Below are 13,828 nucleotides of genomic sequence, written 5' to 3'. Positions count from 1 at the left end.
CATGCAGCACCGGTTGCACTCCGGTGAAAACACATCCGCAACACGCCCGAATGTGCGGTTTCCGGGTGTGGCGGCAGTGGACTGGTTGAGATGAACGCATCTGATTCCGAGCTGCTTCAGCAGTTTGTCCGTGACGGCTCCGAGGGCGCCTTCACGGAACTCGTCCACCGCCATGTGAACCTGGTCTACTCCGCCGCGATGCGGCAGGTGGGTCCCGACGTGTCGGCCGCCGCGGATGTGACCCAATCCGTCTTCACCGACCTGGCGCGCAAGGCCCGGCAGCTCACGCGCCATCCCACGTTGACCGGATGGCTCTACAGCAGCACCCGCTTTGCGGCGGCCCAACAGCGCCGCACCGAATCCCGCCGTCTTGTCCGTGAAACCGCCGCCCATGCCATGTCCCAACTGCTTTCCTCCGACGCATCTGAACCCGACTGGAACCGGCTTCGTCCCGTCCTCGACGAGGCGATGCACGATCTCAACGAGGCCGATCGGCAGGCTGTGCTGCTGCGATTCTTCGAGCAGCGCCCGCTCTCGGAGATCGGCGCGCGGCTTGGGCTGTCGGAGAACACGGCGCGAATGCGCGTCGAGCGTGCGCTCGATAAACTGCATGCAGCGCTGACGAAACGCGGCATCACCTCCACCACGGCGGCCCTGGGCGCGACCCTGGGGGCCCACGCGGTGGGCGCCGTCCCGGTGGGGCTCGTCGAGCGGATCGCCCCGGCGGCGAGGTCGGGTGCCGCCACCGCAACGGCCGGTGGCGCGGTTCCGGGGAAGTTGATGCTGGCAGCACTCGCGCTGGTGCTGGGCATCGGCGCGCTGATGTGGACGAGCCGGCACGCCTGGAACGGCGCGGATTCCACGGGAGCGCCCACGGGCCTCGACCGACATGCGGTCGCCGCGGACGCATCAGACGGCGGGCCGGCGATCGCTCCCGGGGACGACGTGGAGAATGCCGCGGACGGACCCGCATCTGCCGCGGCAGCCGAACCTGCACTCCTCTCCGCCGACGCCTCCGGGGGTGACAACGAACCTGCGCTCACGCTCACCATTCTGACGAAGGATTCCGGCCGTCCCGTGCCCAACGTGATCGTGAACTACCGCGGATGGGAGGGATCCCACTTCACCAAGCGCCGTATTGCGGGCACGCGACAGGGCGAGGCGACCGTGCGGGTGCCACCGGGAACGACCCGGTTGGAACTGATCACCGTGGCGGAGGGCTTTGCCGACACGAAGCTGCGCTGGGTGCCTGAGCGCGGTGACACCATCCCCACGAACTACACGGTGCGGCTGGAACGGGCGGCACGGATTGGCGGCACAGTGGTGGATCCCGAGGGCCGGCCGGTCGCCGGGGCCAAGGTGGGCTGGAATCACATTGACGATGGTCTGGATCCAAAGGGCATCGAAAGCCAGGAGTTCGACTGGATCGAGGTGGAAACCGATGCGGTGGGACGCTGGCAGATCCACCGGATCGCGGAATCCATGCTGGAGCGCCTTACCGGCGGCGCCACGCATCCGGAGTTTCAACCGGCAGCGCATGTGGGCCACCATGGCTGGCCGGAACGCGACGCCCTGGTGAAGCAGTTGCGCAACCAGACTCATGTCTTCCGACTCAAGGCTGCCGGCCAGCTGCAAGGCATCGTCCTCAACGAAGCCGGGGAACCGCTGGCGGGTGCAACGGTCCTGGTGGGCAGGAAGGGATTCGTCGGAAGCCGCGAGTCCAGGACGGAACCGGACGGCACCTTCGAAGTTCGCGGCACCGAACTGGGCGCGACGCCAGTGACGGCCGAGGCGGAAGGGTACGCATCCAAAACCGTTCAACTCACTCTGACGCGGGAGAACGCCCCCGTGCAACTCGTCCTTGGGCCAGGAACCCCGTTGCGGTTGCGTCTGGTGAACCAGGCCGGCGCACCGGTGTCCCAGGCTTATGTGTGGCTGAACACGATGGATCGGAGCCCCCAACCGGTGGGCGCGGTGACGACGCTGCTGCAGGCCGCCTTTGACGGACGTTCCGACGACGAGGGTCGCGTCGTCTGGGAAGATGCACCTCCGGGAGAGCATCACTTCGATATCGAGGCGCGCGGTTACCTGCGGACCAATCACGTCGCCATCCCCGCCGATGGCCGGGAACACGTCGTCACGTTGCCACCGGCGCTGGTGGTTCAGGGGCGGGTTACGGATGCCGACACGGGCCGGCCGGTGCCCAGGTTCCGGCTGGTGCTGGGCTGGCCCCGATACGATCCAGCGCAGCAGCGCACCACGGCGCAGTTCAGTTCGATTGACCGGTTCGCGCTCGATTTCACTGGCGGCACCTACCGTCATTCTTTGGAGGAACAGGTGATCGAGGGCACGGACGACCCTCGATTTGTCGTCAAGTTCGAGGCGGAGGGCTATCTGCCGCACCTCTCGCGTCCGCTCCGTTATGACGAAGGTGTGGTGACGCTCGACGTGGCGCTGGAGGTGACGTCGGAAATCGAGGTGACGGTCGTGGACCCCGCCGGTCGCGTCGCCTCCGGAACCCATGTGGGGCTGGTTTTTCCGGGTGCGGCTCTAAAGTTGTCTGCCGGCCGGTTGACGACGGATTCCTTTTCCCGTACCGGCGCCTTGAAGCAGGCGGACGCCAACGGCCGGGTCAAGCTGGTGGATGACCCGCAGGTGACGCGTCTGATCTTCGCGCACCCGGCGGGGTACCTCGAAACCAGCTTCCCCGCTTTGGAAGCCGATGAATTCGTCCGCCTGCAACCGTGGGGCCGCATCGAGGGCGAATTTCTGGGTCCTGCCGGTTCCCGCGAGGGCAAATTGGTGAGGGTATTTCCATGGGAGCTGCGTCACGGGGAGCTGGATTTTGACCTTACAGCCGCCACAGATGGGAACGGACGGTTCCTGTTCCCGCAGGCGCCGCCCGGTCCCGTCCGCGTGAGTCACTGGATCGTCACGGACCTGGGCAATGGCAGCTCCAGTGCGACGTCGGGACAGATGGTGGAAGCAACCGTGATGCCTGGCGAAAGCATCCAAGTGACCCTGGGAGGCGGATATCGGGTCACCGGACGCCTGCAATTGCCGGCAGGATTCACGGCGCCGCCGGGAGCCCATTGGATGGCGGTGCTGCACACGCCATTCCCCGAGCCTCCCGCAGAGATTCGCGACGATCCCGCCACGCTTCAGCAGTGGTTTCAGACGCCGGAGATGAAGGAACTGGCCCGCCGGGCCAAGCAGGTGCCCGTGGCCCTGCAGCCGGACGGCTCCTTTGCTGCGGACTCGGTGAGCGAAGGGGACTACCGCCTTTCCATCGCGCTGATCCCTCCGGCCGGGCCGCAAGCGGACGGCGTCCGTACAGTCGCCCCACTGCTGACTGCGAAACACGATCTGACGATTCCGTCCGAGCCGGTGGTTGGCGAACTCCAACTCGGTGTCATTGCAACGGAAGTATCATCCGGGGCGCCGTAGTCCGGTTTGAATCCGGTCGGCAGCGACGCAGCCCCGGACCAAGCCAGCGCGGGCCGGGCACCGCGTGGTTCACTCCACCCCCAAGTTCGGGCGCCCCGACAGGCGAATCGTCGGGCGTGTAGAAGGGGTCACGATATCAGCGCAGTTCCCTTTCACACGCCTCGCGCGACCGCCGTGCCCAAACGCGCGCTCCTTGCCCTCCATGCGGGAGGATGCGACAGGGTATCGAACGGTGACGCCCCCGTTGCGGGCAGGATCTGATTGGAACCGCGAAGCAATATACAAATCGGCTGGAATGCGGTGTCTGCCTGTTGAACACCGCACTCGTCCCGCCGGTACATGAACACCGAACGTCCGGAGCCAGCCAACAGGGCCGCAGGCCGTCGCCACCTCGTTCCGTTCGCCATCCTGTTGGCCTTGCTGGTCCTCCTGGCGTGGCTCGCCAGCCGTCCTCCCGCCGGCGGGGGGATGCCACCCGATCCGGAGGGCCTTCCCGTTGCCGCCGATTCGACATCCGGACTCCGGGATTCCGGGATGGGAGTCCGCCAACCCACAGCGCCGCAGAGGGAGCCCGAATCTGATGAGATCGAAGTCGCCAAGCGGGTTCGGGCATTCGTGCAGAGCCGTCTCGACCTGGCCGATGCCATGGCGCGACGTCACGGCATCGAAGTGTCCGCTGAGTTCCGCGAATTCTTCGGGCTGGCGTCCACCGGGTCGTGGGAGGACGTCGAGGCCGCCTACGCGGAACTGATGAAGCAGCGCGGGAGCAGCGAAGGGTCGGATGCGATGACCCTGATCTGGCAGCCCGTCCTGGAGACCTTCGGGGTCCTCGAAGTCGCGCACCGATGGCCGGCGGCCGCACTCCTCGAGTACGGACGGGAAGTCCTCGATCAGGCACCTCCCGGCGGCGTGGTCCTTGGGGGAACCGACCCTGGACGCTTCATCCCCACCCTCATGAACGCCACGGACGGGGAAGCCCGCGTGGTCCTCACCCAGAACACGCTGGCGGACGCCTCCTACCTCGACTACCTGCAATTCCTCCATGGCGACCGGCTGCATCTCCCCAGCCAGGACGACAGCCGCCGGGCCTTTCAAGCGTACATCGCGGACGCCATGCAACGGTTCGAGCACGATCGGGGGTCCCCTCAGGACGCGCGACAAATTCGCCCGGGCGAGCAAATTGAAGTGCATCCCGACGGGAGGGTGCACGTCGGCGGCCAGGCGGCGGTAATGGCCATCAATGAAGCGCTGGTCTCCCGGCTGATCGATCTCAACCCGGACCTTCCCTTCTTCATGGAGGAGTCATTCCCGCTGCCAAGCCTTCGATCCGATGCGGTCCCGAGTGGCCCGCTGATCCAATTGGGGGGCGGCGACGGCCTGGATGCTGATCACGCCCGGAACTCAGTGGACTACTGGATCTCCAGGGCAGGCAGTCTGCTTGATGATCCAGCGGTGGTGGATGCGCCCGTGGTCCGCGACTCGTGGGCCAACCTGGCCCTCGCCCAAGGATCCCTGCTCCAAGACCGCGGCCTGGGATCCGAGGCGGAGGCCATATACCGGGTGGCCCGCGACCTGTCACCAGGCTACCCGGATGTGGTCCTCCGCCACCTCGAACTGCTGACATCCCAGGGACGCTGGAACGATGCGACGCGTCTTGTAGAATCCGCGATCCGGGCTGCACCGGAAAACGTCCAGTTTCAGGAACTCCTGCACCAGGTACAAGCCGGCGAGGCATCCGTCCGCCCTTGAACACCCAAAGGACAAACACCCAAGGGACAGAACTCAAAGCGGTCGAGCCCAGCCCTTGCCGCCCGAAAATCTACCATTGAAGCGGATCCAATCGCCGGATAGACATCGCGCAGGTGCGGGTGGCGGAACCGACCTCCCGCTTCCGATGAATCGCAACAGGCCGGACAATCAGCATCCGTTCGAGTGTCGCTCCCTCCTGCTGAAATGAACAATCACCGCTGGCAATCGGGACACCGGCGTCAACATCCGCGAGCGCGATTGAAAGTCTCCGCGCGAGGGGCATGAGGGGTGTTGCCGCCCATGAAGCCCAGGGTCCTCACCTGCCTCGCAAGCGCGACGCTGTATACCATCGCGCTCTTCACCCCTGCGTTCGCGTTCGCGGAGGGCGATTCGAGTTTCATCCTGGGCATGGTTTGCCTCCTCTTTGGTTGGGGAAAATTCGCGTGGTATGCCAATCCGATCCTGCTGGCGGCCTACATCGCCTTTCTGAAGAAGAAGGATGTCCTGACCACGATCCTTTCGGTGGCGGCGCTGGCCGTCGCGGCAACGACGCTTTCCATCGAGGAAGTACCCAGGAACTCGTCCGGCACCCTGACGAGGGTCGTCGGGTACGGATTGGGTTTCTATTTCTGGCTGGCGAGCATGGCGGTCTTGTTTGCCGCGGGGATCCACCGTATCGTTGTTCGGCGGCGGGCAGACCCGACCGTTGATACGGCACCCTCTCGCCGGGACAAGGGATGTCCTGGCCCTGACTGTTCCGCCTCTTCCGCAAGCCCGCGGCCAAAACCACGATTCCAACCGCATCCGGCTTGCTCCGCATGGACTTGAAGCAGCCGTGGCAACTGCTGCTCGCGCACCAGAGCTGGTCATTTTCAACAAGGCGATCTCGGATCTCATGAAGACCTGCATCGAGCATCCTCCGCGCAGGCTCCAGAGCGAGGTGTACAACGGTCCCATCAGGCTCAGCGCGTACCAGCGATTCCAGTACGTCCGCGAGCAGCTCGAGAAGGGCGGCTTCGCCATTCCGCTGCCCACCGGCAACTGACCAGCCCTTTGCCGCAATCGCGACAGCCCCTTCCCCCGCCAACGTGCACCGCTTGATCGCCATCGTCTCCGCAACGGGCATTCTCCTGTCCGCCCCCTCCGCTCCTCCCGCGCGTGCCGATGAGCTCCCCTCGTGGAACGAGGTTCCCTCCCGCGCCGCGATCGTCGAGTTCGTGGAGAAGGTCACCAAAGTGGGCTCACCAGACTTCGTCGCGGTCGAGGACCGAATCGCCGTCTTCGACAACGACGGCACGCTCTGGGCAGAGCAGCCGGCCTATTTCCAGCTTTTCTATGCGATCCATCGGGTGAAGGCGATGGCGACCGGGCATCCGGAGTGGAAAACGCAGGAGCCCTTCAAATCGCTCCTCGCTGGAGACGTTCCGTCGGCGCTTGCGGGAGGGGAGAAGGCGGTGATGGAGATCGTCGCCGCCACGCATTCGGGGATGACCCTTGCCGAGTTCGAGGCGTCGGTCCGGGAGTGGATTGCCACGGCGCGTCATCCGGTCACCGGGCGCCGCTTCACGGAGATGATCTACCAGCCAATGCTCGAACTGCTGGGGTACCTGCGCCTGAACGGGTTCACCACGTACATCGTCTCCGGCGGCGGAATCGAGTTCATGCGACCCTGGGTGGAGGCCACCTACGGGGTTCCGCCCGAGCGCGTGATCGGCTCGAGCCTGAAGACCACCTTCGAACTGCGCGACGGCACTCCGGTGCTCGTGAAGCAGCCCGAGATCGGCAGCGTCACCGACGGTCCGGGAAAGCCGGTCAACATCAACCTGCACATCGGTCGTCGCCCGATCGCGGCGTTCGGCAATTCCGACGGCGATCTTCAGATGCTGCAGTGGACCGCGGCAAGAGGTGGCGCCCATCTCTGCCTGCTCGTCCACCACACCGATGCCGGACGCGAATGGCGCTACGACCGCGACTCAAGTATCGGCCGGCTCGACAAGGCGCTTGACGCGGCCAACCGCCATGGCTGGACCGTCGTCGACATGAAGAAGGACTGGTCCACGATCTTCGTTCCAGTCACGGCGCCTTCTCCTCCAGTTCTCCCAGACCTTTAGGGTGCCGCGCCACCAGACGCGCGGGACGGTGCGGGGCGACCGGCGTCACCGCCAAATGCTCGAAGAGAACGACAGCCGGGAAGCAATGGGGTCGCATCTAAATGTATGACATCTCCCGCTCCCGGCGACGCATCGAGACCAGCACCGGCCCTTTCGGAGTACTCGAATGACGTGTATTCGCTTGTGGCGGTGGAAAGTGGTCCCTGCCTGCCGCTCACCAGGACACCGTGAACGTGTCGTCGAAACGTCGGTCGCCCTGCTTGGGCCGCCGCTCGGAAGGCCGTCCGCCGTCGTCAGCGCCATTTTCGCCAACGCCGTACACGACGAAGCCGCGGTCCCATTGGCGAAAATGGAGCGGCCGGCCGGTGAATGCGTCGGTGGGGACTGATGCCATGTACGCCGGCACCAGCGCTTCCAGCGATTCGGGCAGGCGCCCTGCGTTCTGGCGGAATCGCTCGAGGGCACATGCGGCCGCAGCGGCCCGCAAGCGCGTCAGATCGCTGGCATGCTTCGCTGTCGTGTGTCCCCCACTGGGCCGCATCATCGAGGCCAGAGGATGCCGGCCCGCGGAAAGCGTGTGGCTGAGACGGGCCTCGACGCCTCGTGCGGCTGCACTCCGCTGATCTGCGGGCAAGCGCTGGGCGGCGAGCAAATCGTCGAAATAACAGGCGGCCAAGCGGCGGTCGCGATGGCGAAGACCCAGCGCCCAGTACACGGCGAGCATCTCTGGCTTGTCGAATCCGAGAACGTCCAGATCACGTACGTTGGGCGTTCTCCGCCCGGTCCAATCAAGGAAGTTCGCCATCTCCCCCGCGAGCGCCCGCTCGGGGGAGGTGCTGGCCGCCGACGCCAGGAAGGCCTCCTGCAGTTGCAGCAGATTGGTCGGGGAGAGTCCACGCTGGCTCAGGACGGTTTCAGCCGCCTTCAGATTGCCCCCGCGGATGGAGACCGCGACGAGGTACGAGATGAGAACGGGCTCTGCCTCGAGGGTGTCGGCCAGATGCTGGGCCAGCAGAAGCGCCTTCACCGCTTCGTTCGGGCGGTTGTCTTTGGCAGCGATGATGGCCTCCAGCGCCAGACCACGTCCGGCATCCCTGATGATGCTGAGCGGGGCGAGCGTTGCCAGATATCCCTTGGCGAGGTTGATCGGGTACCGGGATTTGGGCCGCTCCAATGCCGCATGCAGCCGAGCCAGGGCCCCGGAATTTATGGCCAGACATTCCCGCGCCGCGTCCAGCGCACGGGGTGACCATGGGCTTCCTGCGGGTTCCTCACGATACCTTCCCAGTGTCGGCAGATTGGTGTCGTCCTTGTCGAAGCGGAACGCCCCCATGGCGTTCAACAGGGGGGTGGCCAGATTCTTGTCGGCCGGCGGGTATTCGTACCAGGCGTCGAGTTCGACAGACGTCACCGGATATCCAGCAGCACGCAGCCCGGCGATGCGTTCCTGGGTCTCACTGCGGTGGTTCAGAATCGCGAGGGTTGCGACGAGACCCGCCAAGCCGAGCGCCGCGATCAATACAAGGCGTCCCAACCGTCGCTGCCGCAGGAAACTCATGAGATTGGCGATTTGGACCACGCCGCCCGACGGATGTCACGAAGGATGGGACCAACCGGGACAGGACATCTATCCGTAGATCATTTCGGAAATGGGGAAGGGTGGGAAGGAACAGCTTCGGACGATAGCGCGGCGCGAAACGGACTTACGCGGGAGGCGGTGCTTTCGGTTCTAGAACCGCACCAACGTCACGGACCGTCCAGTTTACGCCACGACGGAGTCCGCCTGCTTCGCATGGATCTTCGAGTCCTTGGCGGGCCGCAGGCAGCCCCGCCTGGGGACGTGCCGCCCGGAGTTCTCTTGACGGTTCCCCGGCGTAAAACGTAGTTTAACGTCATGGTTAAAACGATCACCAAGGTGGGGAACTCACAGGGTGTGATTTTCGACGCGGCCCTGATGGACTTGGCCCATCTGAAGGTGGGCGACGAGGTGAATGTGGAAGTCCATGAGGGCGGGACGATCACCCTGACGCCGTTGCGGCCGCGGCCTTTAAAAGAGGACGTGTCCCGGGTCATCCGAGAAACGATGGACGACTATGCCCGGACGATGAAGCGGCTCGCATGAGGGCTTCACCCGCAAACTGCCTGCACCTGACCGTCGAAATGGTCCGCCAGATCCACACGGCGGCGATCTCACGCTTTGGGGGCTCGGAGGGCACCCGGGCGCCTGCCCTGCTGGAATCGGCAGTGGCGGCTCCACAGGCCAGCTTTGGCGGGGTGTCGCCCTACCAGGATCTAGAGGAGATGGCTGCCGGATACCTCTTCCACCTGTGCCGGAATCATCCGTTTATTGATGGCAACAAACGGGCCGCGCTGGGTGCGTGCCTGGTGTTTCTCCGTTTGAACGGCCTGCAGCCTCAGGAAGACGGTCCCGAATGGGAATCCCTGGCCCTGGACGTGGCGGCAGGCCGTCTGGACCGGGAAGAAACCACGCGTCGCCTGCGGGCCTTGGTGCGGCCCGGGAAGTAACCCTCAGGTGAGCGACCAGGTGCCGCGCATCGGCGGGTGGCTGTACCCGTTCGCGGCAGCGTCGCCGACCATGCGCTGGGTGGCCGGATCCTTCCAGGAATGCGGCGGACTTGTCCCGCTCCTGAACGTCCATCAAAATCTTGCAGCCGTCGCGGTACTTCATGCGGACCCGTCGGAGAGTGCCCACGGCGTTGGCATCCTGGGCGGGTGCCTCCGTGACTAAAGGGTGCTCCTGCCAGTACCCTTGGTTTTCCAAACGTCGAGACTCCGTGCCGAAGGCGTAGAATTTCCGTGCGGATCGGCCGCCAGGAGGCATTTCCTGTTGAGGATGACCACGCTCGCGACCCCGGTTCCGGATCAGGAGTTGCTCCACCGCCACGTACAGGGCGACTCCGGGGACGCGTTTGCGGAACTGGTGCGTCGCCACGCGAACCTCGTCCATGCGGCGGCGCTGCGGCAGGTAAACGGAGACGCCTCCGAGGCGATGGAGGTGGCCCAGGAGGTGTTCATCGAACTCTCCCGCAAGGCCGCTCGCATTGCCCGGCATCCGGCCCCGGTGGGATGGCTCTACACGACCACCCGGCGCATGGCTCTGCGCCGGATGCGCGACCGGCGCCGGCGGGAGGAGCAGGGCCATGAGGCCCATGAAATGCACACGCTCGGGTCCGACAGCGAACCGGCGGTGGAGTGGGAACGCCTGGAACCGTTTCTTGACGAAGCCATGCACGAGCTCCGGGAATCGGACCGGCTGGCCATCCTCTGGCGCTACTTTGAGCGCCGTTCCTTTCCCGAAATCGGAGGGCGCCTTGGGCTTGGCGAGAATGGCGCCCGGATGCGCGTCGAGCGCGCGCTCGGCAAGCTCCGCGCCCGCTTGAAACGACGCGGGATTACCTCGCCGGCATCGGCCATCACCGTGGCGCTCGAAGGCTCCGCGGTCACCGACGCCCCTGCCGGGCTCGCACCTCTCGTTGGCAGCCTCGCACTGCCGCCGGTGATCGTCGCGGCGCCGGTCCCGGGCCTTTTTACCCTGATGAACTCCACCGCGTTGAAAATGGGCGCTACCACCGTCGTGATTGGACTCCTCGGCACCGGGCTCTGGATCCAGAGCGATCGCCTCGAGAGGCTCCGATCGGAAACCGAGGCGCTCCGCCAGCTATTGACCGAAAGTGATGCCCGCCGGATTTCAGCGGAAGCGCGACTGCGGGAGCCATCCGCCGGAGACAACGAACGCGACGCCCTTCGGCAGGAGCTGCTTCGTCTGCGCGGAGAACTCGCCCGCCTCCGGCGCGAGACCGCCGCATCCTCCCAAAGGCCTTCACCACCGCCGCCGCCGCCCGCCGCCGCGTCGCCGCACCCCCTTCCGGCACCGGTCCACGCCATCCTCCCCGCTGGCCACTCACTGGTCACCGGGGGGGTGGACTGGACGGAAGGGCGCCGCGCCGTGTTGATCGTCACGCCCACCCATCTCTTGGGCGATGACGGGCAGACCCAGGTGGATGTCGAGTCCCGGATTCTGCTGATGACGGACGCGGTGATGGACGAGTTCGGCTTCCAAAATCTCGGGATGTCCTCGGACCACGGATCTTCGCACCGGCCACTGACCGATGTGCAACGTGCCGACCTGTTTTCCCGCGTGGAAAATCGCCCGGATATCGAAATTATGGGGAATACACACCTCACCACGATCAGCGGTCGTCAGGGCGCCGTCGGCATGGTGTCGGACGATTTGCCCGATGTCATGGTGGTTGACATTATCCCCACCGTCACAGCGGACGGGCAGGTGAACATGGAACTGGAGTTCCGGACCGAACCCAAACCTCCCGAGAATGCGAGTCCGCCCTGATCCGGAAGCGACGCTACCCACCGGGGTACGGCTGCCTGGAGCCGACGGCGCATGCTGGCAATGGGGTGTCCCACGCCCTGCGGACGCGCTGGGGTCACCGGCACCGCGACGGCGCCCTGCCGATGCAAGGCCTGCTCGGAGCCCGTGAGTGCCCCGGGATCTGCGCAGTGAGGGGCGATCGGGTAGGGGCTGAACCTCACCTTAACCCAAATTGGGCAGCGTATTGGGTCGCTTGATCAATTTGTTTCCTCTGGAAGTGAAGAACAGATTTCGCCAAGCTTCCCGCTAGCGGCCGTCCTGTACCGCGGCTCTCGAAAGATTCGAAGGCTCAACTCGATGAAGAAAAGCTGGAAGCCTTCCGCGGAACAGTCTCGATGCCCTTCCCCCTTGGCGACCACCGCCGCGGGACAGTATAGGTCATTGCCGACCGCGGAATCGAATCATTCAGAGTTGGCAATCGTGAATAGGGAACCCAAGCCATGCGCATCACCCGAATCGAACTGAAAAATTGGCTCAACTTCCAAAAACTGAACACAGGAGAACTCGGGGATCGGGTCTTCATCATCGGTCCGAACGCCGCGGGGAAATCGAATCTCCTCGACGCCCTGCGCTTTCTGCGAGACGTGGCATTACCCGCCGGTAAAAAGCCTCAGGGCGGCGGTCTGCAAAATGCCGTGGCAGAGCTGCGCGACGGACTCTCCAAGCTCCGATGCCTCAACGCCAGAATGGACACCGAAGTGCGCATCACCGTCTGGCTTCGCTCCGCAGGGAATGTGGAGTGGACCTACGATCTCGGCTTCAAAGGCGAGGGACGGGCCAACAACCGCATCGCGGTCAGCCGCGAAACTGTCACGAAGGGCGGCGTGAAGCTGTTCAGTCGTCCTGACGATCCGGACAGGGGCGACCCTGCGCAACTCACGCAGACCCGGCTTGAACTCACCAATGCCAACAAGGACTTCCGCGAGTTGTCCCATTTTTTTAGCGAGACAACCTACCTGCACCTCGTCCCGCAGTTGCTCAAGTATGGCTCAAGAATCGGCGGCAACGTGATCGAGAGTGATCCTTTCGGCCAGGGCTTTCTCCAGCGCATTGCGGCCTCCCACGAGACGACCCGCACTGCCCGACTTCGGCGTATCCAGAAGGCGCTGGATACCGTCGTCCCCCAGTTCAAGGACCTGCAGTTCGTGCAGGACAAAGTCACCGGCCTGCCGCACTTGGAGGCCAATTTCACTCATTGGCGGCCAACCGGCGCTTGGCAGAGGGAAAATCAGCTCTCTGACGGCACGCTCCGCCTGATCGGCTTGCTCTGGTCACTCATGGAAGGAAACTCGACTCTCCTCCTTGAAGAGCCGGAACTCTCGCTCAACGAAGAAATCGTGCGTCAACTGCCCAAAGTCATCCGTCGCATTCAGGCGCAAAACAAGACGGCACGGCAGGTATTCATCACGACTCACAGCGAGGCCTTGCTCTCCGATCGGAGCATCCCGCCGGAGGAGGTGTTGCGCCTGGTCACTACGCGGGACGGCACGGAGATCAAGCCCCTTGATGACCAGGAAAAGATCATGTTTGCCAGTGGCCTAAACGTGGCCGACGTCCTGCTGCCCTCGATCAAGCCGACAAACCCTGAACAACTCACCCTCGCGCTGAAGTGATGCTTCGCACGGTCTATCTCGCCGCCGAAGACGTGCCGGGCCTGGCCGTTGGCCGTAAACTCGTGGCAGAATGGCCCGAGCTAGACATCTATCGAGAGGAAAACGCTGGTGGCTGGCCTAATTTGAAAAGCAAGACACCCAACTACGACAAGATGGGGAAGTGCGGTCTTCCGGTGCTCATGCTCACAGACCTCGACGCCGATCCCTGCCCCTCCGGAAAGGTCGCGAACTGGCTCGGGCGCACGCCCAGCCAAGGGTTTCTTTTTCGAATCTGTGTTCGCGAAATTGAAGCGTGGCTCCTGGCGGACCGGGACGCAATGGCGGGATTTTTGGAGGTGCCATGCGCCAAACTGCCGTCTGCTCCCGAGTCACTCCCCGACCCCAAAGCGAAACTCATCCAGCTTGCCCGGAAAGCTCCCCGCAAAATCAGGCTCGGGTTGACTCCGCTTGGACTCTCTACAATCGGGCCCAACTACAATGATTTGCTGTCGGATTTTGTT

Annotated in this window: 11 protein-coding genes; 10 read left to right on the top strand and 1 reads right to left on the bottom strand. The window is 64.4% G+C overall.

The window, feature by feature from the left end; all coding sequences use genetic code 11:
• Positions 1–90: 90 nt before the first annotated feature.
• From KF791_08860 to KF791_08840, 5 genes are all read left to right on the top strand, one after another.
• On the top strand, positions 91–3,447 hold the full coding sequence (locus KF791_08860) for a sigma-70 family RNA polymerase sigma factor (GenBank protein MBX3732691.1): 3,357 nt from the start codon (positions 91–93) through the stop codon (positions 3,445–3,447).
• Between the two features lie 339 nt (positions 3,448–3,786).
• On the top strand, positions 3,787–5,196 hold the full coding sequence (locus KF791_08855; GenBank protein MBX3732690.1) for a tetratricopeptide repeat protein: 1,410 nt from the start codon (positions 3,787–3,789) through the stop codon (positions 5,194–5,196).
• Between the two features lie 300 nt (positions 5,197–5,496).
• Positions 5,497–6,024, top strand: a complete 528-nt coding sequence (locus KF791_08850) for a hypothetical protein (GenBank protein ID MBX3732689.1) — start codon at positions 5,497–5,499, stop codon at positions 6,022–6,024.
• A gap of 7 nt (positions 6,025–6,031) precedes the next feature.
• On the top strand, positions 6,032–6,241 hold the full coding sequence (locus tag KF791_08845; protein MBX3732688.1) for a hypothetical protein: 210 nt from the start codon (positions 6,032–6,034) through the stop codon (positions 6,239–6,241).
• A 43-nt stretch (positions 6,242–6,284) separates the two neighbouring features.
• Positions 6,285–7,307 carry a haloacid dehalogenase-like hydrolase gene (locus tag KF791_08840; protein MBX3732687.1) on the top strand — a complete coding sequence of 341 codons (1,023 nt, stop codon included), beginning with the start codon at positions 6,285–6,287 and terminating at the stop codon, positions 7,305–7,307.
• Positions 7,308–7,521: 214 nt separating this feature from the next.
• On the opposite strand, the gene KF791_08835 is transcribed toward KF791_08840, so the two are convergent.
• On the bottom strand, positions 7,522–8,865 hold the full coding sequence (locus KF791_08835; GenBank protein MBX3732686.1) for a hypothetical protein: 1,344 nt from the start codon (positions 8,863–8,865) through the stop codon (positions 7,522–7,524).
• A 336-nt stretch (positions 8,866–9,201) separates the two neighbouring features.
• Between KF791_08835 and KF791_08830 the strand changes: the two genes are divergently transcribed.
• The 5 genes from KF791_08830 to KF791_08810 form a co-directional block, all read left to right on the top strand.
• Complete coding sequence (locus KF791_08830; GenBank protein ID MBX3732685.1) at positions 9,202–9,429, top strand: transcriptional regulator/antitoxin, MazE; 228 nt, start codon at positions 9,202–9,204, stop codon at positions 9,427–9,429.
• Positions 9,426–9,833 carry a type II toxin-antitoxin system death-on-curing family toxin gene (locus KF791_08825; protein MBX3732684.1) on the top strand — a complete coding sequence of 136 codons (408 nt, stop codon included), beginning with the start codon at positions 9,426–9,428 and terminating at the stop codon, positions 9,831–9,833. Before KF791_08830 ends, KF791_08825 begins: the two co-directional genes overlap by 4 nt.
• Positions 9,834–10,161: 328 nt before the next feature.
• Positions 10,162–11,676, top strand: a complete 1,515-nt coding sequence (locus tag KF791_08820; protein ID MBX3732683.1) for a sigma-70 family RNA polymerase sigma factor — start codon at positions 10,162–10,164, stop codon at positions 11,674–11,676.
• Positions 11,677–12,155: 479 nt separating this feature from the next.
• Positions 12,156–13,328, top strand: coding sequence for an AAA family ATPase (locus tag KF791_08815; protein MBX3732682.1), 1,173 nt, complete (start codon positions 12,156–12,158; stop codon positions 13,326–13,328).
• A partial coding sequence (locus KF791_08810; protein ID MBX3732681.1) for a hypothetical protein occupies positions 13,328–13,828 on the top strand: 501 nt, incomplete at its 3' end. The genes KF791_08815 and KF791_08810, both read left to right, overlap by 1 nt.

It is taken from the genome of Verrucomicrobiia bacterium (genome assembly GCA_019634635.1).
Taxonomy (GTDB): Bacteria; Verrucomicrobiota; Verrucomicrobiia; order Limisphaerales; family UBA9464; genus UBA9464.
Note: the sequence above shows the minus strand (reverse complement) of the source record. Positions and strands in the feature narration are given on the sequence as shown.

Excerpts from the sequence above, each read along its gene's own strand:
- KF791_08860 (MBX3732691.1), top strand. The coding sequence starts at position 91 with ATGAACGCATCTGATTCCGAGCTGCTTCAGCAGTTTGTCCGTGACGGC.
- KF791_08855 (MBX3732690.1), top strand. The coding sequence starts at position 3,787 with ATGAACACCGAACGTCCGGAGCCAGCCAACAGGGCCGCAGGCCGTCGC.
- KF791_08850 (MBX3732689.1), top strand. The coding sequence starts at position 5,497 with ATGAAGCCCAGGGTCCTCACCTGCCTCGCAAGCGCGACGCTGTATACC.
- KF791_08835 (MBX3732686.1), bottom strand. The coding sequence starts at position 8,865 with ATGAGTTTCCTGCGGCAGCGACGGTTGGGACGCCTTGTATTGATCGCG.
- KF791_08830 (MBX3732685.1), top strand. The coding sequence starts at position 9,202 with ATGGTTAAAACGATCACCAAGGTGGGGAACTCACAGGGTGTGATTTTC.
- KF791_08825 (MBX3732684.1), top strand. The coding sequence starts at position 9,426 with ATGAGGGCTTCACCCGCAAACTGCCTGCACCTGACCGTCGAAATGGTC.
- KF791_08820 (MBX3732683.1), top strand. The coding sequence starts at position 10,162 with ATGACCACGCTCGCGACCCCGGTTCCGGATCAGGAGTTGCTCCACCGC.
- KF791_08815 (MBX3732682.1), top strand. The coding sequence starts at position 12,156 with ATGCGCATCACCCGAATCGAACTGAAAAATTGGCTCAACTTCCAAAAA.